Source organism: Vibrio sp. FF145 (assembly GCF_041439075.1).
Lineage (GTDB): Bacteria > Pseudomonadota > Gammaproteobacteria > Enterobacterales > Vibrionaceae > Vibrio > Vibrio tasmaniensis_A.
This window is the reverse complement of sequence record NZ_JBGONH010000010.1, coordinates 13,394-37,561: the sequence shown is the minus strand read 5'-3', so window position 1 is coordinate 37,561 and position 24,168 is coordinate 13,394. Positions and strand designations below refer to the sequence as shown.

The following is a 24,168-nucleotide window of genomic DNA, read 5'->3' as shown; positions in this document are numbered from 1 at the left end:
TTAGAAACAAAGTAACGAATCGTAGGCTGAACTATTAGGGATTAGTCGTTCAGCTAGATAACTCAGTCATTGCAACGTTGACTGGCAGAGGTAAATGGCGGCTTAAGACGCAGTAAAAGGTTTGACACAAAACAGACCTAAACGCGTGGCCATTTACCTCAATAAAAAAGGCGCAAAGTGAAAACTTTGCGCCTTTCTCTATATTCTAGCTGCTTTGCTACTTTCCATATGACTAAATAACCGGCTAACGCTGCCCTATCTCGTATCGACTAGGATTTTGATCTTTCTAAATATGTTGATAGCGATTATTGATAGCTAGATTACTTCTTTACACCTTCAACATGCAGATCCATGTCTACATAGCTTGAAGCGCCCATTACTGGGATATTGAAGTCAGCAAGCTCTAGACGAGTTGTACCAACGAAACCAGCACGCTCACCGCCCCATGGGTCTTGACCAGCACCGATGAATTCAGCTTCGATAACGATAGGCTTAGTTACACCGTGAAGTTTAAGGTCACCCATAACTTCAAGTTTGCCGTCGCCTTTATCAACCACTTTTGTGCTGTTGAATGTCGCATCAGAAAACTTACCAGCATTGATGAAATCACCGCTACGGATGTGCTTATCACGCTCTGCGTGGTTTGAGTCAAGGCTAGTTGTATCAACCGTTACGCTGATTTTAGACGCTTCAACGTTGCTCTCGTCAAATGAGAAGTCACCTGAGAATGTGTTAAAACGACCTTGGATAAAGCTGTAACCTAGGTGGCTAACTTTGAAGTTAACTGAAGCATGCGCACCTTTTGTATCAATCACGTAATCAGCGGCGTTCGCAGCGAAAGGCATTGCCATAGCAAATGCTAATCCTGTAGCGATAATTGACTTTTTCATTTTGAAGCTCCTATCATTTTTCGTAGCGTATCGTCTTTGTCGATAACGTGGTGTTTTATCGCCGCTAAGGCGTGCACTGATGCCATAATGATCAGTACCCATGCAGCATAGTAGTGAACCGTTCCTGCGAGATCAGATTGGTTTGCAAATAGTTCACCCATACTTGGTACAGTGAACCAATTGAATACCTCGATCCCACGGCCATCTGATGTCGAAATCAAATAACCTGAAATAAATAAAACCGCTAAGTTAATGTACATAAATCCATGAGCGATCTTCGCCGCTACAACTTCATAGCTTTTACCTTCCACATTAGGTGACGCGGTAACTAGCTTCCAAAGCAAGCGGATAATGGTAACGGCAGCCAAAAGAATACCTACCGAACGGTGATAGTCTGGTGCTGTTTTGTACCACTCACTGTAGTAAGAAAGATCAACCATCCATAGGCCTACACCAAATAGGCCAAATATTGTGAGTGCTGAGATCCAATGCATTGCTCTTGCTAAAGGATTGTAATTTTTGACGTTGTTGTTCATGCATCTCTTCCGAATGTTAACGTATCGTGTAGTTTTGAAAAGCGTACCCTACACCAAGTTTGCGTAACATATTATTTACCAAGTTTTACATTAGTTACATCATTTCAAATTAAACGAGTTATTCAAAAATTTTGAACAAGTTGCTTTATGGACAAATTTCTTTGTCGAACAATCGCTTGCTGAGTTATATCTCAACAATTTGTTCAATTTCATAGAGCTCATCTGAGATATCTAACATCTTACGTTCCATCACTTTTTGAGCGTCTTCTATCCCCTTGTTGTAATACACGGCCCCAAACTTTTTACTGATGAAATCGACTAAGAATTCAGTGTCGAACTGACCAAGATCTACATCGAGCTCATCTTGTAGATACTTTTGAAGTGTATGAGTGAGTTCGGATTTTTGCTTTGAATCTAATTGAATGGTCATGAATGTGTCCAAATAAAGAGTAAGTAAAACAATTGTGATTAGCTGACTAAGCTATAATTTCGTTAGCTCACTGCAACTCTGCCAATCAGTTCAAGTTTTCTAACTAGCTATAATTCCTCATAATTTAGTTTACAGACCTGTAGAGTGCCAGTGCTATCCATAAAATCGCTCAGTAATGGTTAATTTTGATAGAGGGATCAAGAACTCGCACTTTGACAATAGGTAATGCCGCCGAAATTACCGTACTATTGCCCATCAATAAGATAGCAACCGTGTATAAGAGGCTTCATTGTTATTAGATCTGGTGATTAAAAGCGTCAATCAGTTTCAAGACGATTGCTTGAAACTTTGTGAACGTCATTACCCTACCGTACACAATCAAGGGATCAGTGAACATCACATAGGCAAAGCGTTTGCGAGACGAATGGAGCACACTTTCGTTAGCTTCAATCATGCAAGCAACGTAAGCCCACTAGAAATGCTCTCTTCTGGTGAAACGCCACGACACTTCCGAATCTCTTCTGAAATTGGTACCGTTTGGATGATTAGCCACCATATGGTGAGCGCAGGAAAGACTTGTCGTAAAAAGTTGATGCTGGACATTCATAACTGGCAGCAAGAGTACGGATTTGCCATTCAACCCAATGACCTATTGATTATTGTCTCCGACCATTGGATAAGTCGAAGCAAAAACAGTGGTGAACTCTTGCATTGGTGGATGGGGGAACTCCCAGACCAGATTAGCGACTACAGCCTACAAGGTATCACGCTAAGAGAGAGTGATACTCAATTCGCAGATGATTTAAATAGTAACTTCAAAATCAGTCCGTGTTTTATCCGATTCGCTCACCCGCTAAAACGCTCTGGAAATCAACAACTAGTTCGTAAATACCTGCAACTTTATGCGGTAATACAATGGCAGTAAAATACAAGCCAATTTTCAATTTGATATATAACGTAAATAATTATACTTACACTATTATTTTATAAAATAACACCTATATTCCACTCATTTATTATCCGGATTCTCCAGTTTACTAATTAATAACTTAACAACCTCAATATTAATTTTGAGAGACAGACATCATTTTTATGTAACCACAAAGATCTATTTATTTTATTATTTTGATACTCACCCAGAATGTAAGCCTTTAACCATATTTATTTCAGGTGTATACGTGTTAAGGCTTTATATTGATAGGGTTGATATGATATAGGTTACTCAGACATTAAATTCACTGAACCTATTAAACAAGCTAAGTAATATGTATCCTTGATACATAATGACCTTTATCATCCTGATTTTTCGCTGACTTTAATTATTTAAATGTTACCGTGACAAATTAATTTTTATTAATTGACAATTTATCAACACCTGTCAATATTATGACAACTGTGACGTATATTCTCGTCACTGAATAAACACCTTTTATTAGCGATTATGATTTTATCAGACAGAAGTGAATTTATTAGTTGTATATCTGTGGATGCCGATATGCAGTTTATTGCGAAATACCAAGACTTAACACTTAAAAGTGTCTACCAACCTATATTTGATTCTTCTTTGACTCAGATAGGTGTAGAGGCTTTGGTTCGTATTTCCAATTGTAAAGGTGATGTCGTTCGCCCAGATCACTTCTTCCATTCAGACGAAACCTCATACACAGACAAAATCAACGTAGAGAGACTGAGCCGAGCCATTCACATCCGTAACTTCGCACAATCGACGGTCCGTCACTTAAACCTTTTTTTGAACGTACTTCCAAACGTTGGTGAGTTGTTTGCATCAGAAAAAGTAAAAGACACTCTGTTAGCTAAACGTCTTCACGAGCTTAACTTATCGTGCGAACAAATCGTCATGGAGTTGGTCGAACTTAATGTAGAGAGTGAAGAACGCTTAAAAAACGCGGCCCACTCACTTGCAGATAATGGTTTTCAAATCGCGGTTGATGACTTTGGAGCACAGGCGTCAACAGAGCAACGTGTTCGCCATATCACTCCTCATATCATCAAAATCGATCGCTCTGTGATGTTGGATTTTGAAAACGGTGATACTCAAAAAATGGAGTTAGTAGTTAAGCTTGCCAACCAAATCGGTGCAAAGACGGTCATCGAAGGGATAGAAACCCAACAGCAACTGACTGCGATGCAAAGTTTAGGCTTCGATATGTATCAAGGCTATCACTTAGCCATACCAAAGCCGATTGAGTTGGATATCCGCCTAGCAATCTAGAATCTAGCCCCTATTCTCTATTCTCTATTCTACAGGAAACCGCTTTACCATTGGTTAGCGGCTTTTTAATACCTATCTCTTTCTTAACGCAACGCTCGCTGACGCTATAGTCTCTTAGCACGATCTTGTATCGCCAAGTCACACCCATAAAAAAGCCCAGTCAAAATTGACTGGGCTGGCTTAAAAGAATCTGTTTTATATCAATCCCTAATAACCCGCAGTGGACGGTTTGATTCTATATAGAATGGCGAACATCACTGGTACTACTATTAGCGTTAGTACTGTAGCAAAGCCTAAGCCTGCCATGATGGTAATCGCCATCGAGCCGAAAAATGCATCGAATACCAAGGGAATCATGCCCAAGATAGTCGTTAGTGCTGCCATAGATACCGGTCGTACACGACTGATCGCGCTATCGATAACCGCTAGATATGGGTCTTTGCCTGTTGAGAGTTCAGTGTTTATCTGGTCAAGCAGGACGATACCATTTTTCAAAATCATGCCACTTAAGCTCAGTAAGCCTAGGAAAGCCGTGAAACTGAATGGCATATTGGTACCTAACAGACCAATCGAAACACCAATGATAGAAAGTGGTACCGTAAACCAAATCACAAGCGGCTTACGAACCGAGTTAAACAAAAGCATGGTAATAATAAACATCAGCAAGTAACCCATTGGTAGTGAACCAAATAGAGATTCTTGTGCATCTTTAGAGCTTTCGTATTCGCCGCCCCAACTGATGCTGTAACCTTCTGGTAGAGCCAATGCTTCTACTTGTGGTTTCACACGAGCAAACAAACTCGCGGGTGTTTCATCACCCAATACATCGTGGTCAGCCAATACGGTTAGCGTACGCTTTCTATCACGACGTTGAATCAGTGGCTCAGACCATTGAAGCTCAACCCCATCGATCACTTGTTCTACGGGAATGTAGGTTTGCAGTGATGGGCTCCAAATCTTCACATTGTTCAGTGATTCAAAGTCAAAACGCTCTTCTTCAGGTAAACGCGCAACGATAGGTAACATATGAGTACCATCACGCAGTAAACCGATGTTGTAGCCACCAAACGCCATTTGTAACGTTTCAGAAAGGTCAGTTTTTGAAATGCCAAGACGACGTGCCTTTGACTCGTTAAATAGCGGCACTAGCTCTTTAGTGCGTTCACGCCAGTCGTGACGAACATTTCGTGAGCCTGGGTCCGCTAACAAGATATCTTCTACTTCAACCGCAATACTGCGTAAGATTTGTGGGTCGGCACCACTAATACGAGCCTCGATTTTTGAAGCTGGTGACGGGCCAAACTCAATCAATTTGAATTGGAACGTAGGTTGTTCAAATTTGTTGGCTAAGTCCTTGTCTAACTCTTCTAGGACTTCGAACATGGTGTCACGGTCAGTCGTTCTAACTTGTAGCTGACTGTAGGCTTCGTAACTTTTCTCTGGTTGGTATGTCAGCGCGAAACGTTGCATGCCTTGGCCAACTGTTGTGGTTACAAACTCCACGTCATCTTGTTGACGAATGTAGCTCTCAACCTTTTCAGTTTGTTTGATCGTTTCACGTACATCCGTACCTTCTGGCATCCACATGTCTACATAAAACATTGGCGTATTTGATGGCGGGAAGAACTGCTGCTTCACCATACCAAAACCAACAATCGAACCAGCTAGCAGAGCAATCATACTGACGACAGTTAGCCATCTAAATCGAAGCGCTACTTTCAGGCACGCACCAAATACAACGAACAAGATGCCTTTGTAAGGGTCTACGTTTTCATCAACCTTGTCTTCTTCTTTAAGCAGCATCTCAGCAAGGAATGGCGTTAGTGTTAGTGCTGTTACCCAACTCAAAAACAGTGAGAAACACAGTACCCAGAACAGCGAACCCATGAACTCGCCCGTTGCATCTTTCGACAAACCAATTGGTGCAAAAGCGGTAATAGCAATAATGGTCGCACCCAATAGTGGCCATTGCGTTTGTGTCACGATGTCTTTTGCTGCTTGAAGCTTAGTCTTTCCTTTCTTCAAGCCAACCAGAATACCTTCAACGACAACAATCGCGTTGTCCACCAGCATACCGAGAGCGATGATAAGTGCACCCAGTGAGATACGGTGCAGTTCAACATCGTTGTAGTCCATCAGGATGAAGGTTCCAAATACCGTCAATAGAAGCACTAGACCGATGATCAAACCACTGCGTAAACCCATTGCGAACAGCAGAACAATAATAACGATGGCTACCGCTTCAACTAGGCTGATTAAAAAGTCAGCCACTGATTTGTCTACTTCTTGCGCTTGGTTGTAGAAGTAGTTCAGCTCTACACCGGCAGGCTTAATGCTTTCTAAACGATCCAGTTCCGCATCCAATGCTTTACCAATTTCGACGACGTTTACGCCTGAAGAGAACGCAATACCTAGGTTGATCGCTGGTTTGCCATTGTAAGTTAATACGTTACCTGGCTTTTCTTGGATACCGCGAGTCACTTCAGCGACATCTTTCAAGCGAATGAGGTTGCCCGTATCACGACCATGAATGATCAGGTTTTCTAACTCTTCAACCGTGCTCAAAGTGCCGTTAGGCTTGATCGTTAGGCTTTGACCATTCAGCATCACCTCTCCAGCCGAAACCACACTGTTTTGTTGTGCTAACAGTGACGTTACCATCGACATATCTAGGTTTAGAGCCGCTAAACGCTCAAGTGACATCTCAACAAACAATTGCTCTTGTTGGTCACCCGCAATACTTACTTTGCCAACACCGTCAACTAGTTCGATTTCACGCGTTAGGTAATCTGCGTACTGTTTTAGCTCGACATAATCGTAGCCATCACCGGTCAGCATGATCATCACACCAAATACGTCACCAAAATCATCAATGATCTGAACAGAGTTAACACCACTGGGTAGTATTGGCTGTAGATCGTTGATTTTACGACGCATTTCATCCCAGATTTGGGGCAACTCGTCTGGACCGTAGTCCATCTTCATGCTGACCATAATTTGAGACATACCATTCGACGACGTTGAAGTGATCTTGTCGATATAAGGCAGTTGTCGTATCTCTTTTTCAAGTGGATACGTTAACTCTTCTTCAACTTCCATAGACGTAGCGCCAGGGTAAGTTGAAATAATCATTGCATCTTTAATGGTAAAAGCTGGGTCTTCTAAACGGGATAGGTTGCCAAAAGACGACACACCGCCAATGGCCAAAATGACTAGAAACAGCCAGCTGATTACTTTGTTTTTAATTGAATATTCTGCGATGTTCATTCTGCTTTTCCTGACAATTCGATTCCGTCACGGAGTTTTCTTAGATTCGAGTTTACGAGTCGATCACCTTGCTCAACACCATGAGCGATTAATGCGCCTTGGCCACTGATTTTGTCGACTTCTACTTCGCTTTTGAATGCTTGTCCGTCTTCCATTTTCCACACATAGAACTGATTAGCTTCAGAGCCCGCTTCTAGCGTTGTCATTGGTAACTGGTAACCTTGAACATCACTCAGACCCGCTTTCGCCATATCCACATTGACCGTAACGCTCGTGCCCGGCAGAATTTCACTTTCAGGCTGCTGCATCTGCATCCAAAACTCGTAGGTACGTGATTGTGGGTGCAATTCGCTAGTGTGCTCTAGATACGTCAGAGGGTATTCCCCCGAGTGACCTCCAAAAGTTGCTTGTGGGCGGTAACTGCTCGAACGCATGTCTGGGCTGATCGACGCCAAGATCGAATCTGATACTTGAATTCGCACATACACCTTATCGTTCTGGTACACACTCAGGAGTGTTTCTCCAGGAGTCGTGTTTTCGAATCGTTGCTTATCGACGGTTGAAACTGTTCCTGAGAATGGCGCTAAAAGCTCTGTGTAACTTAACTTGCGTTTTGCTGCCGCCAAATTCGCCGATGCTAGTTTGTAGTTAGCCGTCAGTTGGTCGTGTTCTGATTGCGATAACATCTTGCTGCCAAACATCTCCGTACCACGGGCCAACTGTTTGCTCGCCAGTTTGAATTGAGATTTAGCATCAGTTAGATCTTGAAGGTACGTTGCGTTATCTAAGGTGGCTAATAACTGCCCTTTTTCGACTTTGTCACCGGCTTCCACCAATACTTGTTGAATTTCGCCTGCAAGCTTAAATGCCAACGGTGTAAGTTCTGCAGGCATCACCTGTCCATTAAAACTTCTGAACTGATCAGTCAGCGGCGCGCCAACGTCAAAGGTAGAAACCAATAAAGGCGGTTGTTCACGGTGTACCGCTTCATTGTTACAGGCTTGAAGTAACAAAACCGACGCGACAACAACTGATAATTTTAAAAGGTTCATTAAATACCCCCCTCACGAAGCCAAGCTTTTACTTGCTGTCCGCCAGATAACACATCCACACCTGCTTCAACGATAAGATCACCAGAAGAAAGACCTTCTATAACTTTACCTTGCTCATCAAGCAGGACTTGTACTTTAGAAATCGATCGAGAGTCTGGGTTATAGCGCCATAGCTCGCCATGGTCAGCTTGTTTGGTTAGCCAAGCTGAATCAACAATGCCAATACCGTAGTCTGACTTACTCTTCTGAACTTCAACTTGCGCTGTCATTCCAGAAAGTAGATTGATGCCTACCGGCTTGTCGATAGATACAACCGCTTGGTAGCTGTTGGTGTCTTCATCTGGTTGTGTAGAGATCTCTTTAAAACGCGTTGGGATACGAATACCGCGGTGGCTATCCATTACAACCCACATGTTTGAGCTCGTTAGGTCTTGAATAGAGCGGTCTTCAAGCTTAGATACCGGAATAGAGAACGTCACATCCATTTCACTGTGATTCAAAATATTAAGAACTGGCTGCTTTTCAGCAATTAACTAATATTGCTTACCAAACACCATCGATACCACGCCATCGAATGGAGCAACTAATGTGGTGTAACCAAGGTTTGTTTTTGCTTGTTCCAACTCAACGTCAGCGGCAGTAAAGGTGTTGACGGCTTGGTCGTAGTAATCGGTACTGACTAACTTTTTCGAATACAGCTCAGAAGCTTGCTTGTATTGGCTGTTCGCCAAGTCAAATTTAGCTTGAGCTGCATCAACGGCAATACGGTAATCCGTCGCGTCTAATGCGGCTAGCACCTGACCTTTCTTAACTTCTTGTCCCATACGAACATCAAAAACTTCGATATCGCCACCCACTTGAAATGAAAGCGCAGCACGGTCGGTTGCATCCACTTTTGCGATAAAACTATCAAGCTCGATATCTGCCTGCAGAGGAATCTCAAATAACTTTACAGGCTTGATTACCTGCTCACTTTCCTCTGATTGAACTTTGTTACATCCAGTTAGAGAGCCTGCGAGCAATAGTGCGGCAATAAGCGCGCCCGTACGCTTGGTCGGTATCGCTTTGATAGACAAATTGGATTGCATGATGCTTCTCCATTTAATTATTATGATTTATTACACAGGTGGGCAGTATATTTATTATTAAAGAATTCTCAAGCTTTACTTTCCACCTGTGCAGTATTTTTTATTTCAAGGAAAACAGTGTAGAATGTGGTAATCAGGTAAATGTAGAAATGAAGATGACTGAAAAGAAACAAGGCAGAAGAAGCGCGAAAGACGCTGAAGAGACGAGATTTTTGATCATGGGTGTAGCTGCGGATATGTTCTGCGAGCATGGTTATGACAGTGTTTCTCTTCGTAACATCAGTGAGAAAGCAGGCGTATCTCATAGCCTTATTCGCCACCACTTTGGTAGCAAAGAGAAAATTTGGCATGCTATAAGTGATTGTTTACATGATTATTTTCAGTCATACATTGCTAAAATCGTAGAAGAGTTACCAAAAGGCGTCGCACCAAACATTGCTATCTATTTATTCAGTATGCGCCTCTTTAGCAACATGATTCACTCACGCAAACCTATGCAACTTATCACCGACTCTGTTCGCCAAAAAGACAACTTGGTCGATTACTTTATCGACAATGTTGGTGATATCGAAAAACAAATTAATATGTTGGCAGATGAATATAATGATGCGAATCCAGATAATTTGATCAACATTTATGAAATTAAATGGCAAATGATCATGTATGCGCACGGAGCGGTATGCCTTACTCCTTTCATGGAAAGCACATGGAATGAAGGCGACATGCAATCGACACCTGAAGAAGCATTGTTAAATCATTGGCAATTGTTCAACAAGCAAATGATCAGCACCTTCAATATCACTGATGAATGGGTATTGAATACAAGTTCGATTGAAGAACTTATTTATGAAGTCCCTTGTGTGTGGAAATGTGAACACTAGCAAAACAAACACTAAAATCGCGGCTTCAAGTTTCACGCTTAATGCTTAATGCTTAATGCTTAATGCTTAGTGCTTAAAACGAAAACGAAAATGCCCCGCTACTGAATATATCAGTAGCGGGGCATTTTTATGTCTGAGTGAGTCTGCTTATGTTTTAAACGATTCAACCAGTAGCAGGTTTAGCGACGCGCTTTACCGCGATTTTGATGAATCTTAAGTTTCGCTTTCATCTTACGTTTTTCTGATGAACGACTTTTACTGCGACCACCTCGATCGGGGGCTATATCTTTTTCTAGGCTTGGTTCAAAACCCTCTAGCCACTCTTGAGGCAAGCGAGTATCAAGTAAGCGTTCAATGTCACCCAGAAGATAAGCTTCATCCTGGCTCATCAAAGAGATCGCTAAACCACTATTGCCAGCACGGCCAGTACGACCAATACGGTGAACGTAGTCTTCCGCTTTAAATGGCATATCGTAATTGACAACTTGTTCTAGCTGCTGGATATCAATACCTCGAGCTGCCACGTCGGTTGCAATTAGCGCGCGTACTTTGCCTGATTTGAAATCATCCAGTGCTTTTTGGCGCGCACCTTGGCTCTTATCACCATTGATTGATGCCGCTTTAATGCCATCTAGCTTAAGCTCTTTAACTAGAGCATCGGTACCCTGCTTAGTCTTAGTGAACACCAACACTTGTTGCCAGTTCTTTGAGCCAATCAAATAAGCCAATAATTCACTCTTGCGCGATCTATCAACGGGATAAACCATCTGGGTAACGGTGTCAGCGGTACTGTTTTTTGGCGTCACTTGAATTTCGCTTGGCGACTGCATCATTCGATGTGCCAGAGCTTTAATTTTGTTATCAAACGTCGCAGAGAAGAACAGAGTCTGTCGCACCTCATTCATACGAGAAAGAATGCGTTTGATATCAGGCATGAAACCCATATCTAGCATGCGGTCTGCTTCATCCAGTACCAACACTTCAGTGTGGCTCAACATGATGTTCTTAGTGAACATATGGTCGATAAGACGGCCCGGAGTCGCGACAAGAATATCAGCTCCACCGCGTAGGTTTTCAGTTTGAACCTTCATACTAACGCCGCCGTAAGCCACCACGACTTTGATGTCGGTGCCCTTTGCGTAGCTGGTTACGTTATCGAAAACCTGTTGCGCTAGTTCACGTGTTGGTACCAACACAAGCGCACGAACTAGCTTCGGGTTTGGAATAACGTTGTCTTTTGTCTCGATTAATCTTTGGATAATTGGCAAACCAAATGCGGCCGTTTTACCTGTACCCGTTTGAGCACCAGCTAATACATCTTTGCCTTCTAATACCAATGGAATCGCTTGCTCTTGAACACTGGTAGGAGCCGTAAAGTTAAGCTCTGATAGCGTAGCAAGAAGATGCTCAGATAATCCTAGTTGGTTAAAAGATTTTGTAGATTCAGACATAGTATGATGCTCAAAGATTAAATAGGCGCGGATTGTAGCAAACCTGCATTACGCTGTTTACCTTTCCTTTTGATTTTTCTTCATTTGAAGCGAATTAAACTGCTTCGCTTCTTCTAAAACACTAGGATAAAGCTCATGAAAGTGACACTGCAACGTGTTGTAGTGATGTTCTAGGTCGTGATAGCAAGATTTAAGCATCCCAAGCTTTGGCCGTCTCAAAGCCATGCGTTGCAATACCACCTCAATGGAAGGCATGTCTTGATAACTTAGCAACCAACGTTGTTCTGCCATTTTCTGGTGAACAGTAATGAAGTGCTCAGGCCAATGAGGCTCTTGATGTTCAAAGATCTGTTGATGGCTGTCTACGCAAAAGCGCTCAAGTGATTGCGTTGAGAACTGAGCCCAATGATTGGCTAAGCAGTGATCCCAAAATACATCGAGTGCGATAGGTGCAAAGCGTCGTGTTTGGTGTGAGAAAAGCGATTTTGCAGAACGAGATACATCATGATGATCAGTATAGCTATCAACGAATCGATGAAGTCTTATTCCGTCTGAAAGTGAGTTTGAATAGTATTTACTAGGGTCGCCTTTAACGAAGTCACCTAACAGATTACCCGCTAAGTTACTTTTACAATGCTTGGCGATGTGGAGGTGTGCGAGAAAGTTCATTGAACCTCATTAAAGTATCGAGAACTAAGTAACATGGTAAACGTACTCGTTTATCTTCGCGAACTTTAATGAGGATAGTTTTGTTATGACGTGTGAGCGAATGAGATTTGCTCAGTTTAAGAATTGTTTAATTTGAGAACGTTGAACTACAGAAACCTTTAGCTCAGTAAAACCTAATTAAAGATTTTAAAAACTTAGTTCGAAGACTTGAAAAGCTCTTCTGCTAATTGTTTAACCGTCTGTTCATAGTCAGATAAATCGATACCAATTTCCATAGCATCTAACAACTCTAGACTTTCGTCATTATAAGATTGGTCACTCATAGTGCCCCCTCTATTCCTTGGTGTGGACATGTTGTCCGATTAACTAGTGCACCATCTTGGACTTATATTATGTCACTTTGATGAACGCACTCTACTCTACCCATTCCATATTTATAGCTTGAAGCTACTCGCGATCATTAACGCTTGTTTTACGCTAAAGGGGCATACGCGAACGACATATGTACTGTCACCTTACACCAATTACAACAAATTACCCTATAAATTTTGATGCAAATCACACTCAAACGTTTGCTTAAGCATTTTTAGTTCCTTACGCACCAATCGCTGTACATATTTATATACAGTGGATATTTTTAATTACATTAAACATTGCATTTGGAATTAAACTCAATCAAGATACTTGAAAATCGAGATATTCTTTGGGTTTATTCTCTTAGACCAGAAGAAACACAACGAAAACCCACCCTAACGTAAAGAATTATATACAATGAATAAATCAAAGGTTTTTGGTAGTACTTTGATCATTGCAGGCACAACCATTGGTGCCGGCATGCTCGCTCTTCCACTCGCATCTGCAGGAATTGGCTTTTCAACCTCACTATTTCTAATGCTTGGCTTATGGGCTCTCATGGCCTTCACCGCATTATTAATGGTAGAGCTTCATCAATTCGCTGAATCGGACGCAACTCTACACACGTTAGCTCACACGATTTTGGGAACGAAAGGAAAGTGGATCGCAAGCTTCGCCGTGATGTTTCTTTTCTACGCTTTGTGTGCCGCATACATTGCAGGTGGCGGTGCGCAGTTTAACCAACGTATCTCGGATATCGCAGGGATTGAACTCAATGGCCAAGTCACTACACTCCTATTTACACTGTTAGTTGCTGGAGTTGTGACGATTGGTACACACAGTGTTGATAAAGTTAACCGCGTTTTATTCGGACTTAAACTGATTGCGATGGTACTGGTACTCAGTTTCCTTGCACCAAACATCTCCTCTCAATACCTAATGAGCATGCCTTTGCATCAAGGCCTGATTGTTGCTGCGATACCGGTTGTGTTTACCTCTTTTGGTTTCCACGGCAGCATCCCTTCAATTGTTCGATACCTGGATGGTGACGTTCGCTCTTTACGTAAGGTCATGATTATTGGCTCTGCACTGCCTTTGGTCATCTATGTTTTCTGGCAGAGTGTTACGTTGGGTGTGGTTAGCCAAGAGCAATTATTGTCTGATACTAGCTTGGGTGCGCTTCTAGTCTCACTATCGCAAACTGTTCATCAATCCAACCTGAGCGTGATCGTCGGTGTGTTCGCGGACCTTGCACTTCTTACTTCTTTTATTGGCGTAAGCTTGGGCTTATTTGAATTCATGGGTGATTCTCTAAGCAAGAAACTAGGCAATGCCAAACGCGTTAAAACGGCCGCTATCACTTTTTTACCACCATTAGGTTTTGCCTTGTTCTACCCACAAGGTTTTATCATGGCTTTGGGTTACGCTGCCATTGCACTTTCAGTGCTCGCAATTCTGCTGCCGACAGTGATGGTATACAAAGTTCGTTACACAGATTTATTAATAAAACCTCACGCTACAGAATCAACTTACCAAGTGTTAGGTGGAAGCAAAGCGCTGTTTTTAGCGGGTAGCGTTGGCGTGTTTATCATTGCAATTCAAATCCTTATTTCAGTAGGGTTATTACCATCATTAGGCTAATAAACCCATCGAGAGCAAAAATACTTGATTGATGTCTCATGAACGATATATTGGTATCATGAATTTTCATAATTAATCGATCGGAATCACATTTTTATTAAGGTCGGTTATTTAGAGTCCACGGTAAAGGATTTACCGTGGAGTTTTTATGAAAGAAGTACAATTTAGAACGATAGACAAACTGTTTATTAAAATGTCTATTAACGACAAGTTTTGGGTCATTTTCTTGATCTTTTTCGCCGCTGTAGCAAGCCTCGCTGGCTTCAACTATGTCAACAAGCTAGAACAAATTGACGCAAGTGCAAAACAGCAGGTTGAGTTTCAATTGCAAGGCATTTTATCAGCGTCAGATTCCCCAACTTCGGTTCGTTCTGTTAGCCAACAAACACGCCTTCAAGAAACCACTATTTCAAACACGGGTTCGGTGACTGCTACGGCACTGGCACAAGATGGCAACCACTACTCTCTTACCGTTTCAACTACTGATACACAGAACCAAAAGCAGCAAGCTCTGTACACATTATTACTCAGTCTTTTATGGTGTTTGCCTTTTGGTCTTTTCTGTTACTGGGTTGCAACCTTCCTAGGTGGCGCACTTTGGGTTCTTTACTCAACCACTCAAAAGATTGGTGATGGTGATTTAACATCTCGCCTTGGCTTCCATCCAGGCCGAGATGAGTTTGGTACGATTGGTTGCGCCCTTGACCGTTCAATGGATACGCTAAGTGAACTAGTCAATAACGTAAACCAAAACGCAGCGACACTGAGTGAAACGTCAGCTTCTTTCGAAAAAGAGATGAAGCGCAGTGAAACACAGATTATGAGCCAGAATTCATCTCTAGACTCTGTTGCAACGGCAATGGACCAAATGACGGCATCAGCGAATGAAGTATCTAATATCTCTGCGCGCTCTACAGAGCAAGCAGAGCAAGATGCTCAACAAATCAATGATAGTCATGCTATGGTTCAGCAAGCAATCTCAGAGATAACCACCCTTTCTTCTTTGATTGAGCAAACCTCATCTTCTGTTACGAGCTTGAATGTAAATACAAGCCAAATCAACGAAGTCATCACGACGATCAACGCGATTTCAGAGCAAACCAACTTACTTGCACTAAATGCCGCGATTGAAGCAGCTCGTGCGGGTGAACAAGGTCGTGGTTTCGCCGTTGTTGCTGATGAAGTGAGAACGCTTGCTAGCAGAACTCAATCCGCTACGGTTGAGATCCAAACGATGATTGAACGCTTACAGCAAGAGAGTCAAAATATTGCTAAGATCACGGTGCAAACGGTTGATCAAGCGCAAACCAGTAGCCAACTCATTTCACATATCGGTGATGACGTAAACTCGATTGCAGATTCCGCACAAGCGCTAATGGACATGAGTCTACAAATAGCAACGTCAGCTGATGAACAAAGCAACGTAGCGAATACCATCGCTGCTGAGCTTAATGATATACGAGGCCAATCAGACGTAATCAAAGATGTCGCTCAAAACTCTTCAAAGGGCGTATCTAAGCTGACGGAAGCATCGGTTTCTCTGTCTCAAACTTTGGCAAGATACCGCACTTAGCAAATAGCTATCAGCTATTTGCACTTAATGCTTAATGCTTAATGCTTAATGCTTATTGCTTATTGCTTAATGCTTAATGCTCAGAATTAAGAACAAACCTAAGAAGGACTCATATAGAGTCCTTTTTTTATTGGTGCTGATTAATAACCATGGTAAATCCATACTCCTCAGTTATTAACATGAAGTAAGTCGCAAAGGAGGGATTAAGAGGAGCCAAAACTGTCTAATAATCGAGCTTAGGGGTAATCTATTTGAACGGGTCTTATTTTCGCTTACCCTTTTGCTGCAGGTGACACATAATGAATAAAACAGATGCACCATACACCGACGACATCACATGCCCTTTATGCCAACATGACGAATATCTACTTTCAGAAAGTGGAGAGAAGTTCACTTGTGCTGCATGTGGTTTCCACACAACACAATTAAGCAAAGTAGTCAGCCTTCAATTAGGCTCTACCCCACCAAAGCTCCAGAGTGCGGTATACCACCACTTGAGCAGCGCTTGCCATTAATCCAAATCGATATTTCTTCCAAACTGTAAATATCCTGAGCCGCTAGCTCTGCTATGTCGGCTTCGGTATTATCACTCAATGAACCTTCAAACGTTGGTCGCAATCTAAAAGATTGAATACCCGCACGAACCCCTGCTTCAATGCCTTTCACCGTGTCATCAACATAAATACATTCGTTTGGTAAAAAGCCCATATTCATTGCGGTATACATGATCAGGTCGGGCTCCGGTTTCCAGCTATTGGCATCAAAAGCTGAAAATACTTTGCCTTTGAAGTCGTCGAGCATTCCTGTCATTGCCAATGAGGATTCAACTCGAGATTTAGGCGCATTGGAAGCGATACAAAACTCAATGTCTTGTTGCTTGAGGAATTCAATAAGCTCAATAGCACCATCCATCGGCTTTAAATGGCGTTGGAACAAGGCTTCTAATTCAGTGCGATAAATCGGCTCGAGTGTATCGATGGAGATAGATAGCCCTAAACGTGCTTGCGTATCCATTAAGATGTCAGCTAGCTTCCCACCTTGAAAGTGCACATAGCAGTCATTAACGCTTAACTTAGCCCCAAAGCCAGAAAACACATTCACTAAGGCTTGGCAACACAGCTTCTCGCTATCGATGAGTGTTCCATCACAATCGAAAATTACACATTTAGTTTGTTCTAACCGCATAGCTCTCTCACTCGCATTGAATTCAAGTTTTATCCTATAGTGTTCTTTCAATACGCGTGATGATTAAGGTAACACTTTACCTATCGGCCCTTATTTCTCTACGCGAAATATGCAGTGGATCACTTTATGCCTAACCATAAGCAACAGTACTCATTAAATTAATATACTTTGAGCGTCACCAATCACGACTTTATTTGCCAATAAACCGTTAATTCACGGTCAATTCTTCAATAACAATAGGTTTATCCGTTAATTCAATGCGACATTCAGCGGTGATGGTATCTGGATACGAATCACGAATAGCAACAAACTCGGGTAAGTAGCTCAATAATAACTGAGTAAGCTCAGGGTCAAACTGACAGCCGCATTCTCTCTCGAACAAATCGACAACCATCTCTAATGGCCACGGCTCTTTGTAACAACGAGCACTGAGTAGTGCATCAAACACATCCGCGACGGCCGTAATACGGGCAAACAAGTGAATTTCGTCACCCACTTTGCCATTAGGATATCCAGCCCCATCCCAACGTTCATGATGCTCGTTGGCAATGATAGCAGCCAGATTGGTAATATCACCGGCTCCACTCTTCAATAAGTTATAGCCTGCCGTTGTGTGAAGCTTCATCACTTCCCACTCTTGCTCGGTCAATTTACCTGGTTTATCCAAGATTGATTCTGGAACTGAAATTTTACCCACATCATGCATCGGACTGATGATCTCTATCATCTCGACCTCGCGATGGCTCAAGCCACGATACTTAGCAAGTAACGCAGACAACTTGGCGACACGCTTAACGTGATTACCTGTTTCGCCAGAGCGAGTTTCAATCGCCTCTCCGAGAACATGAATCATATCTTTTTGAATATTCAGTGTTTGTTTCTGGAGTTTTAAGATTCGTTTGCTCTTTTTAGCCAGTTCTTTCTTTTGGCGTAGAGTGACAAATTGCATCAAAATAATCAGGCTCAAACCTGCAATGACCATCGACAATCCCAATAGCAACTGAAAGTTTTTACGAATAAAGGATGAAGGCTCATTAATGAATACAGCCTCATCAGGTAGCGCACTCTCACGGATACCGAACTTTGTCATCGCTGGATAATTGAAAACAAAACGTTTGTTATCACCTGGAGTTAAAGGTTCGTTGAAACCAAGAGATAGGTACTTATCGAGCGCCTTAACCGTCTCTTCACCCATGCTTTGAGAGTGATTCACATAGCCACCAAGTACATCTCCCGAAATATAGAACTGCCACAAAGCAAACACTGGAGCAGCACTTGCTTTAGACAAAGTATCCGAAACCTCTTGATAAGTATGATACACGCCTCGATTCAATTCGGTATTGTAATGACTGAGCAAAACCGCGTCATCAGCAGAGATACCTTCCAAAAACTGACGGGTACGCACTAACGATAGATCGCGTATTTCAACCAATGTGATATTAGGGAACTCAGTCATCACGCGATTCATCTCTTTGCGAATTAACTCAGAAGTGACACTGTAATCATTAATGAAATACAGTGTTTTTAGGTTAGGTCTTAATTTCGAAATTAGATCAATATTGACGTCTATCTGATCGTTCTCATAAAGCACGGTTGCTCTATCAGACACCGAATACATGTCGGTACTGAAATCGTTAATACCGGCAGCAACGACAGGTGTGGAGCGATCAATCAAATTAGGCAGAGATTCAAGGAAGTTAGCCGCGTTGTCGTCAGTCGCGATTACACCATCAAACTTATAATCTGCATATTTGGTACGTAAGTAGTTCGCGATAGAATCGTAGTACTCAGGGCTATGGACGCGCTTTGAATCCAAATACTCGATTGAGAGTTTAACTTCGGCTTGAGATTGGCTGAACGCACTGTCTATCCCTTTTTGGAAGTCAGCGGTCCACTGATAAGAAGGTTCGTATGAGTGTAAAACTAGGATGCGTTTGATATCCCAGTCATTAGCAAAACTGAGTGAAGAATAAGCGCTAACACACAATACAGCGATTGAGAACAATAGCTTGTACATACAATACCCTTTAAATAAGACGGGGTATTTTACTTAGATTAACGCTTTCTCAAAGAACCTTTAGTTCTCGACCCACACTTTATCGCGAGAAGCATGATCTTGTGCCCAAAAATCAAGGATCTGCTTAGCAAAAGCGTTGATACTTTGACCACTTCCAACCACAACGTCTGAGATTAGCAGAGAATCCTCCGCTTCTGTAACGATAGCGCTCGCTGCTACATCACCATTTTGAGTCCCTATGTATAAGACATGTTCGTCAGATAACATAATCTGACTCAAAAACTCTAACATGTACGCCCTTTCGGTTTCATCTTGGTAAGCGCTGGCTTGGTTAAGTGAAAAAAGTACGGTCAGTTTATGGAAGTCGACTTTATGCAGTTCATCAATTTGGGAAGATGTTTGATCTTGGGTGAGGAGTTGGTATGTCTTGGACGGGAGTTTGCTTTGATAAAGTTCTCGGCCTAGCAGGCTCTCTTTTGCGGGGTAGGCAATATCGAGTTGACTAAACAGCCATTGGTTTTTCTTCTGTACAATTTCAGGTATTTCGTTATTCATTCTTTTAGTACCTACGGTTAGTATCCCCAAATGTCACAGCTATTTGGAAGACATATATTCGACTGAGGTGCCGAGCTACAAGCACAGAGCATACAGAGCATGACCAAGGCCAACAAGTACTTTAAATGCTTCATATTTTCCATTATCCAACAACATCCTTTAAGAACTTAACGAAAAGCTCTACACTCGTATTCAAGCTTTCAATATCCTTATAGTAAACAGAACTCTATAAATAAAAAGGACTTCTTATGAAAAAAGCCTTAATAGCAGCGGGTATCATCACAATGTTGGCTGGCTGTTCGGACAACGAGGTTGGCGACGTCTCTCTTGGATTCTTCACAATGAAGGATATCAAAATGTCTTCTTTAGATGATGATAAAATCGCAGGTGTGACTTGTCATATCGCTTCAATCGAAGCAAACCTTAGCCTTTCCGATCCAAGCGATAGCTCTATTTCTTGTCGTCAAACCGGTGAAATTACATCAGAAATGATTGCTAAAATAGACAAAAGCAAATCTGGTGAAGTGGTGTTCAAACAATCAAAAAGTATCTTCTTTAAAACAATGAAGGTTCGTCGTATCTACGATGCAGAGAATCAATCGCTGCTTTACTTGTCATACACCACCAAAGAAACAGAAGGCAGTTTCAAGCATAGCCTTTCAACCGTTCCCCTATGGGGTACTGAGGCTTACGTTGATCCAGCAACACTCCTCCCAGCGGAATAGGCTCACGTAAATGCCCTCAAGCGAAAAGTAAAACGAGTCACCTGTACAGACATCGTACAGGTGATTCTAAATGTAATAAAAATGAAAGAATCAGAAACAAAATGTGATATCATTCGGCAAAATTTTTTCACTGTATTTTTCATATGAAGTTTCCTGGACAGCGTAAATCTAAACACTACTTTCCAACTCACGCACGTGATCCGTTGGTCAACCAAATGCAACAAACGCCTAAGCTTCACCGCGCAACAATTGTCGGTGTTGGTCAAACGATTGTTGATATCGAAGCCCGTGTTGATAACGCGTTCCTTGAAAAATATGAGCTGAGTAAAGGTCACTCACTGGTATTGGAAGAGAGTAAAGCAGATGCGCTGTACGAAGAGTTAGTTGAGCGCGGTTTGATCACGCATCAATACCCTGGCGATACTATCGGCAACACACTGCACAACTATTCCGTACTTGCAGACAGTAAATCTGTATTGCTCGGCGTTATGTCTAAGAAGATTGAAGTTGGCTCATTTGGTTATCGTTACCTTTGCCGCACTTCTTCTCGTATGAATCTAAATCACCTTCAAACGGTTGATGGTCCTATTGGTCGTTGCTACACGCTTATTTCTGAAGATGGTGAACGTACGTTTGCAATCAACGAAGGCCACATGAACCAACTGCTTCCTGAAAGCGTTCCTGAAAAAGTGTTCGAGAAAGCATCAGCATTGGTTGTGTCGTCATACCTAATGCGCGGCAAACCTGAAGATCCGATGCCAAAAGCGGTACAAAAAGCGATTGAATACGCGAAAGCGCACAATGTGCCAGTTGTACTAACACTTGGTACTAAGTACGTGATCGAAGGTAATGCGGAATGGTGGCAAGAATATCTGAAAGAAAACGTAACCATCGTCGCGATGAACGAAGACGAAGGTGAAGCGTTAACGGGTGAAAAAGATCCGCTTCTAGCTGCTAACAAAGCACTTGAGTGGGTTGACCTCGTTCTCTGTACTGCAGGCCCTATCGGTTTATACATGGCTGGCTACACTGACGAGCCTGCGAAACGCGAAACCACTCTGCCATTATTACCGGGTAACATTCCTGAGTTCAATAAATTCGAGTTCAGCCGTGCTATGCGTAAGCAAGACTGTCAAGATCCGGTAAAAGTCTACTCTCACATTGGCCCTTATCTTGGTGGCCCGCGCGAAATTAAAAACACCAATGGTGCTGGTGATGGTGCACTTTCTGCACTTTTACACGACATGGCAGCAAACAGCTACCACCACGTGAATGTACCAAACTCAGAAAAGCACGAGCACTCGTGTCTAACGTATTCTTCTCTGTCTCAAATTTGTAAGTACTCAAACCGTGTAAGCTATGAAGTGTTGACTCAGCACTCTCCTCGCCTTTCTCGTGCACTACCTGAACGCGAAGATAGCTTAGAAGAAACATACTGGGATCGTTAAGCGACTCTATTAGGTAGTTAACTCTTAGAGGTTAACGCCAAGTTGGATTACCCATTCCTTGAAGGGCTGCTATATGCAGCCCTTTTTGTATTCAACACCAATATAACGGCAGCTGAAGGTAATCAGATCGAATATTTTGCTCGTTTAAGATTTGATCTCGCGCAATGACTCTTTAGATCTGTTATCTTCCAGCACATAATTGATGTGGTTTGCCTTTACTTGGCAAATTTATACAGTACTATCGCCACGCAAACGTTTACGTACCACCTTTCGGTTCTGATATAAGGATCAAATATGCTGTCTGATATTGATATTTGTCGCTCTACTCCCCTTAAAAACATCAGTGAGGTTGCCAAGCAAGCTGGCCTGCACCACAACGAACATCAGCCATTAGGGCAATACAAATCTAAAGTGTCTCTCACATCACTTGAACGCCTCGCTAGCCAACAAGATGGTAAATTAGTCGTGGTTACGGCCATCACACCGACGCCTCTTGGTGAGGGCAAAACCGTCACCACTATCGGATTAGCGCAAGGCCTAGCAAAGATTAACCAATCAGCTATGGCCTGCATTCGCCAACCTTCAATGGGCCCGGTATTTGGTGTAAAAGGTGGTGCAGCTGGCGGTGGCTATTCTCAAGTTGCCCCAATGGAGCAATTGAACCTTCACCTGACTGGCGACATTCATGCCGTAACAGTCGCTCATAACCTCGCCTCTGCCGCTATTGACGCTCGTTTGTATCATGAGCAACGTGAAGGGTTAGAAGCCTTTGAGGCTCGCTCAGGCTTAAAAGCTCTGGATATCGACTCACGCAGAATCGTGTGGCGACGTGTACTTGACCACAATGACCGCGCACTGCGTATGATCACGGTTGGCAAGAACGAAGCAGACAAAACAATTAATGGCTTTGAGCGCGAGGATGGCTTTGACATCTCAGCCGCTTCAGAGCTGATGGCTATTCTTGCTCTCACTGATGACCTCCAAGATTTAAGAAAGCGTATCGGACGAGTGGTACTCGCATACAACAACCAAGGCTTGCCATTAACTGCAGATGACTTCAACGTAGCAGGTGCTATGACAGTCACAATGAAAGACTCCATAGAGCCAACATTGATGCAAACCCTTGAAGGGGTTCCTACCCTAATCCACGCGGGGCCATTCGCTAACATCGCACACGGTAACTCTTCTATTATTGCCGATAAGGTTGCGTTAAAGCTAAGTGACTTTGTCGTGACGGAAGGTGGCTTCGGCTCAGATATGGGTTTTGAGAAAGCATGTAACATCAAAGTGAAAGCATCGAAAAAAAATCCAGATTGTGCTGTTATTGTCGCAACATTACGTGGTCTAAAAGCCAACTCAGGTTTATACGATTTGAGACCAGGAACTCCGCTACCAGATTCAATCTTTAATGATGACCAAGACGCGCTTATTGCAGGGTTTGAGAACCTTAAATGGCACATCAACAGCGTTAAGCAATACCAAGTGCCTACCGTTGTTGCGATCAATCGATTTCCACAAGATTCAGCTCAAGAGCTCGATGCTTTGAAACAGATGATCACCGACTTCGACCCAAGCGTTAGTGTTGAAGTAAGCGAAGCATTTGGTCAGGGTGGCGAAGGGGCGACTAAATTGGCTCACGCCGTAGTAAAAGCTTGCCAAAAACAGAGTGAATTTAAGCCGTTGTATCACTCAAAGCAAAGCCTAGAAGAAAAGCTGATGGCCGTCGCTGAAGTGGGCTATGGCGCAGCAAGTATCTCGCTATCACCACTGGCTAAAAAACAGCTGGCGGAGTTTAGACAACACGGCTACAGCGACCTATCGGTTTGTTTGGCAAAAACGCCACTGTCAATCTCCACTGAAGCGCACATAAAGGGTGCACCATCTCAGTTTGACGTACCCGTTAGGGAGCTAAAACTGTGCGCTGGTGCTGGCTTTATTTACGCGCTGTGCGGCAATGTAATGACTATGCCAGGTCTACCTGATAAACCGGCTTTTATGTCGTTGGACATTGATAGCAAAGGAAACATCGTTGGCTTAAGTTAATTACGACAAAACATAGGCTAAAAATTAGCTTTATCTAAAATAGCCTGTCCGTACTATGCTCCTCATTATATTTACGGACAGGTCTCCTTTCTGATACCTAATTGCTCAATTAACACCCCAAATGCAATAA

General features: G+C 42.6%; 19 protein-coding genes and 1 pseudogene. 8 read left to right on the top strand and 12 right to left on the bottom strand.

Features of this window, described 5'->3' with window-relative positions:
• Nucleotides 1–320 precede the first annotated feature (320 nt).
• From ACED42_RS05735 to ACED42_RS05725, 3 genes are all read right to left on the bottom strand, one after another.
• Nucleotides 321–890 (bottom strand): YceI family protein, encoded by a 570-nt coding sequence (locus ACED42_RS05735; protein ID WP_102250470.1) that lies wholly within the window; start codon nt 888–890, stop codon nt 321–323.
• Nucleotides 887–1,426: a cytochrome b gene (locus ACED42_RS05730; RefSeq protein WP_371701796.1), complete on the bottom strand. Its 540-nt coding sequence runs from the start codon at nt 1,424–1,426 to the stop codon at nt 887–889. The genes ACED42_RS05735 and ACED42_RS05730 overlap by 4 nt, the downstream gene beginning before the upstream one ends.
• 184 nt (nt 1,427–1,610) lie before the next feature.
• Nucleotides 1,611–1,856: a DUF2164 domain-containing protein gene (locus ACED42_RS05725; RefSeq protein ID WP_004730892.1), complete on the bottom strand. Its 246-nt coding sequence runs from the start codon at nt 1,854–1,856 to the stop codon at nt 1,611–1,613.
• 289 nt (nt 1,857–2,145) lie between these two features.
• Here ACED42_RS05725 and ACED42_RS05720 point away from each other — a divergent pair, with 289 nt between their 5' ends.
• A complete protein-coding gene (locus ACED42_RS05720) occupies nt 2,146–2,781 on the top strand; it encodes a hypothetical protein (protein WP_009845296.1) in 636 nt (211 codons plus the stop codon).
• Between the two features lie 570 nt (nt 2,782–3,351).
• Entirely contained in the window at nt 3,352–4,089 is a 738-nt protein-coding gene (locus tag ACED42_RS05715; RefSeq protein ID WP_371701794.1) for an EAL domain-containing protein, read from the top strand.
• Nucleotides 4,090–4,296: 207 nt separating this feature from the next.
• Here the strand turns inward: ACED42_RS05715 and ACED42_RS05710 are convergent, their stop codons facing one another.
• The 3 genes and pseudogenes from ACED42_RS05710 to ACED42_RS05700 all read right to left on the bottom strand — a co-directional run bounded on the left by ACED42_RS05710 (nt 4,297) and on the right by ACED42_RS05700 (nt 9,496).
• Nucleotides 4,297–7,356, bottom strand: a complete 3,060-nt coding sequence (locus tag ACED42_RS05710; protein ID WP_371701792.1) for an efflux RND transporter permease subunit — start codon at nt 7,354–7,356, stop codon at nt 4,297–4,299.
• Nucleotides 7,353–8,408 (bottom strand): efflux RND transporter periplasmic adaptor subunit, encoded by a 1,056-nt coding sequence (locus ACED42_RS05705; RefSeq protein WP_017097948.1) that lies wholly within the window; start codon nt 8,406–8,408, stop codon nt 7,353–7,355. The genes ACED42_RS05710 and ACED42_RS05705 overlap by 4 nt, the downstream gene beginning before the upstream one ends.
• Nucleotides 8,408–9,496 (bottom strand): annotated as a pseudogene (locus ACED42_RS05700) (efflux RND transporter periplasmic adaptor subunit). The gene ACED42_RS05705 and the pseudogene ACED42_RS05700 overlap by 1 nt, the downstream one beginning before the upstream one ends.
• Before the next feature lie 149 nt (nt 9,497–9,645).
• Here ACED42_RS05700 and ACED42_RS05695 point away from each other — a divergent pair.
• A complete protein-coding gene (locus tag ACED42_RS05695) occupies nt 9,646–10,377 on the top strand; it encodes a TetR/AcrR family transcriptional regulator (RefSeq protein ID WP_371701790.1) in 732 nt (243 codons plus the stop codon).
• 179 nt (nt 10,378–10,556) lie between these two features.
• Here ACED42_RS05695 and ACED42_RS05690 read toward each other — a convergent pair whose 3' ends face one another.
• The 3 genes from ACED42_RS05690 to ACED42_RS05680 all read right to left on the bottom strand — a co-directional run bounded on the left by ACED42_RS05690 (nt 10,557) and on the right by ACED42_RS05680 (nt 12,820).
• Nucleotides 10,557–11,828, bottom strand: coding sequence for a DEAD/DEAH box helicase (locus tag ACED42_RS05690; protein ID WP_135381388.1), 1,272 nt, complete (start codon nt 11,826–11,828; stop codon nt 10,557–10,559).
• Nucleotides 11,829–11,885: 57 nt separating this feature from the next.
• The gene (locus ACED42_RS05685) at nt 11,886–12,497 is read right to left on the bottom strand and encodes an ACP phosphodiesterase (RefSeq protein WP_371701788.1); all 612 of its coding nucleotides are present in this window, start codon (nt 12,495–12,497) and stop codon (nt 11,886–11,888) included.
• A 194-nt stretch (nt 12,498–12,691) separates the two neighbouring features.
• Nucleotides 12,692–12,820: a hypothetical protein gene (locus tag ACED42_RS05680; protein WP_017059831.1), complete on the bottom strand. Its 129-nt coding sequence runs from the start codon at nt 12,818–12,820 to the stop codon at nt 12,692–12,694.
• Between the two features lie 448 nt (nt 12,821–13,268).
• Here ACED42_RS05680 and ACED42_RS05675 point away from each other — a divergent pair, with 448 nt between their 5' ends.
• Nucleotides 13,269–14,492: an aromatic amino acid transport family protein gene (locus tag ACED42_RS05675; protein WP_371701786.1), complete on the top strand. Its 1,224-nt coding sequence runs from the start codon at nt 13,269–13,271 to the stop codon at nt 14,490–14,492.
• A 148-nt stretch (nt 14,493–14,640) separates the two neighbouring features.
• Nucleotides 14,641–16,065 (top strand): methyl-accepting chemotaxis protein, encoded by a 1,425-nt coding sequence (locus ACED42_RS05670; protein WP_102250385.1) that lies wholly within the window; start codon nt 14,641–14,643, stop codon nt 16,063–16,065.
• A 456-nt stretch (nt 16,066–16,521) separates the two neighbouring features.
• Here the strand turns inward: ACED42_RS05670 and ACED42_RS05665 are convergent, their stop codons facing one another.
• The 3 genes from ACED42_RS05665 to ACED42_RS05655 form a co-directional block, all read right to left on the bottom strand.
• Nucleotides 16,522–17,250, bottom strand: coding sequence for an HAD-IA family hydrolase (locus ACED42_RS05665; RefSeq protein WP_032555040.1), 729 nt, complete (start codon nt 17,248–17,250; stop codon nt 16,522–16,524).
• A gap of 208 nt (nt 17,251–17,458) precedes the next feature.
• Nucleotides 17,459–19,267 carry an HD domain-containing phosphohydrolase gene (locus ACED42_RS05660; protein ID WP_371701784.1) on the bottom strand — a complete coding sequence of 603 codons (1,809 nt, stop codon included), beginning with the start codon at nt 19,265–19,267 and terminating at the stop codon, nt 17,459–17,461.
• A gap of 60 nt (nt 19,268–19,327) precedes the next feature.
• Nucleotides 19,328–19,822, bottom strand: a complete 495-nt coding sequence (locus ACED42_RS05655; RefSeq protein ID WP_371701783.1) for a hypothetical protein — start codon at nt 19,820–19,822, stop codon at nt 19,328–19,330.
• Nucleotides 19,823–20,070: 248 nt separating this feature from the next.
• Between ACED42_RS05655 and ACED42_RS05650 the strand changes: the two genes are divergently transcribed.
• From ACED42_RS05650 to ACED42_RS05640, 3 genes are all read left to right on the top strand, one after another.
• Entirely contained in the window at nt 20,071–20,547 is a 477-nt protein-coding gene (locus ACED42_RS05650; RefSeq protein WP_017097956.1) for a CreA family protein, read from the top strand.
• 143 nt (nt 20,548–20,690) lie between these two features.
• Nucleotides 20,691–21,995 carry an inosine/guanosine kinase gene (locus ACED42_RS05645; RefSeq protein ID WP_017097957.1) on the top strand — a complete coding sequence of 435 codons (1,305 nt, stop codon included), beginning with the start codon at nt 20,691–20,693 and terminating at the stop codon, nt 21,993–21,995.
• 294 nt (nt 21,996–22,289) lie between these two features.
• Nucleotides 22,290–24,038: a formate--tetrahydrofolate ligase gene (locus tag ACED42_RS05640; protein WP_371701781.1), complete on the top strand. Its 1,749-nt coding sequence runs from the start codon at nt 22,290–22,292 to the stop codon at nt 24,036–24,038.
• The last annotated feature ends 130 nt before the right edge of the window (nt 24,039–24,168 follow it).

Bases quoted from the DNA above. Each gene is read 5' to 3' on its own strand.
- ACED42_RS05660 (WP_371701784.1), bottom strand. From the start codon at position 19,267: ATGTACAAGCTATTGTTCTCAATCGCTGTATTGTGTGTTAGCGCTTAT.
- ACED42_RS05655 (WP_371701783.1), bottom strand. From the start codon at position 19,822: ATGAATAACGAAATACCTGAAATTGTACAGAAGAAAAACCAATGGCTG.
- ACED42_RS05680 (WP_017059831.1), bottom strand. From the start codon at position 12,820: ATGAGTGACCAATCTTATAATGACGAAAGTCTAGAGTTGTTAGATGCT.
- ACED42_RS05730 (WP_371701796.1), bottom strand. From the start codon at position 1,426: ATGAACAACAACGTCAAAAATTACAATCCTTTAGCAAGAGCAATGCAT.
- ACED42_RS05685 (WP_371701788.1), bottom strand. From the start codon at position 12,497: ATGAACTTTCTCGCACACCTCCACATCGCCAAGCATTGTAAAAGTAAC.
- ACED42_RS05710 (WP_371701792.1), bottom strand. From the start codon at position 7,356: ATGAACATCGCAGAATATTCAATTAAAAACAAAGTAATCAGCTGGCTG.
- ACED42_RS05675 (WP_371701786.1), top strand. From the start codon at position 13,269: ATGAATAAATCAAAGGTTTTTGGTAGTACTTTGATCATTGCAGGCACA.
- ACED42_RS05725 (WP_004730892.1), bottom strand. From the start codon at position 1,856: ATGACCATTCAATTAGATTCAAAGCAAAAATCCGAACTCACTCATACA.
- ACED42_RS05670 (WP_102250385.1), top strand. From the start codon at position 14,641: ATGAAAGAAGTACAATTTAGAACGATAGACAAACTGTTTATTAAAATG.
- ACED42_RS05705 (WP_017097948.1), bottom strand. From the start codon at position 8,408: ATGAACCTTTTAAAATTATCAGTTGTTGTCGCGTCGGTTTTGTTACTT.
- ACED42_RS05640 (WP_371701781.1), top strand. From the start codon at position 22,290: ATGCTGTCTGATATTGATATTTGTCGCTCTACTCCCCTTAAAAACATC.
- ACED42_RS05650 (WP_017097956.1), top strand. From the start codon at position 20,071: ATGAAAAAAGCCTTAATAGCAGCGGGTATCATCACAATGTTGGCTGGC.
- ACED42_RS05735 (WP_102250470.1), bottom strand. From the start codon at position 890: ATGAAAAAGTCAATTATCGCTACAGGATTAGCATTTGCTATGGCAATG.
- ACED42_RS05690 (WP_135381388.1), bottom strand. From the start codon at position 11,828: ATGTCTGAATCTACAAAATCTTTTAACCAACTAGGATTATCTGAGCAT.
- ACED42_RS05695 (WP_371701790.1), top strand. From the start codon at position 9,646: ATGAAGATGACTGAAAAGAAACAAGGCAGAAGAAGCGCGAAAGACGCT.
- ACED42_RS05715 (WP_371701794.1), top strand. From the start codon at position 3,352: ATGCAGTTTATTGCGAAATACCAAGACTTAACACTTAAAAGTGTCTAC.
- ACED42_RS05665 (WP_032555040.1), bottom strand. From the start codon at position 17,250: ATGCGGTTAGAACAAACTAAATGTGTAATTTTCGATTGTGATGGAACA.
- ACED42_RS05645 (WP_017097957.1), top strand. From the start codon at position 20,691: ATGAAGTTTCCTGGACAGCGTAAATCTAAACACTACTTTCCAACTCAC.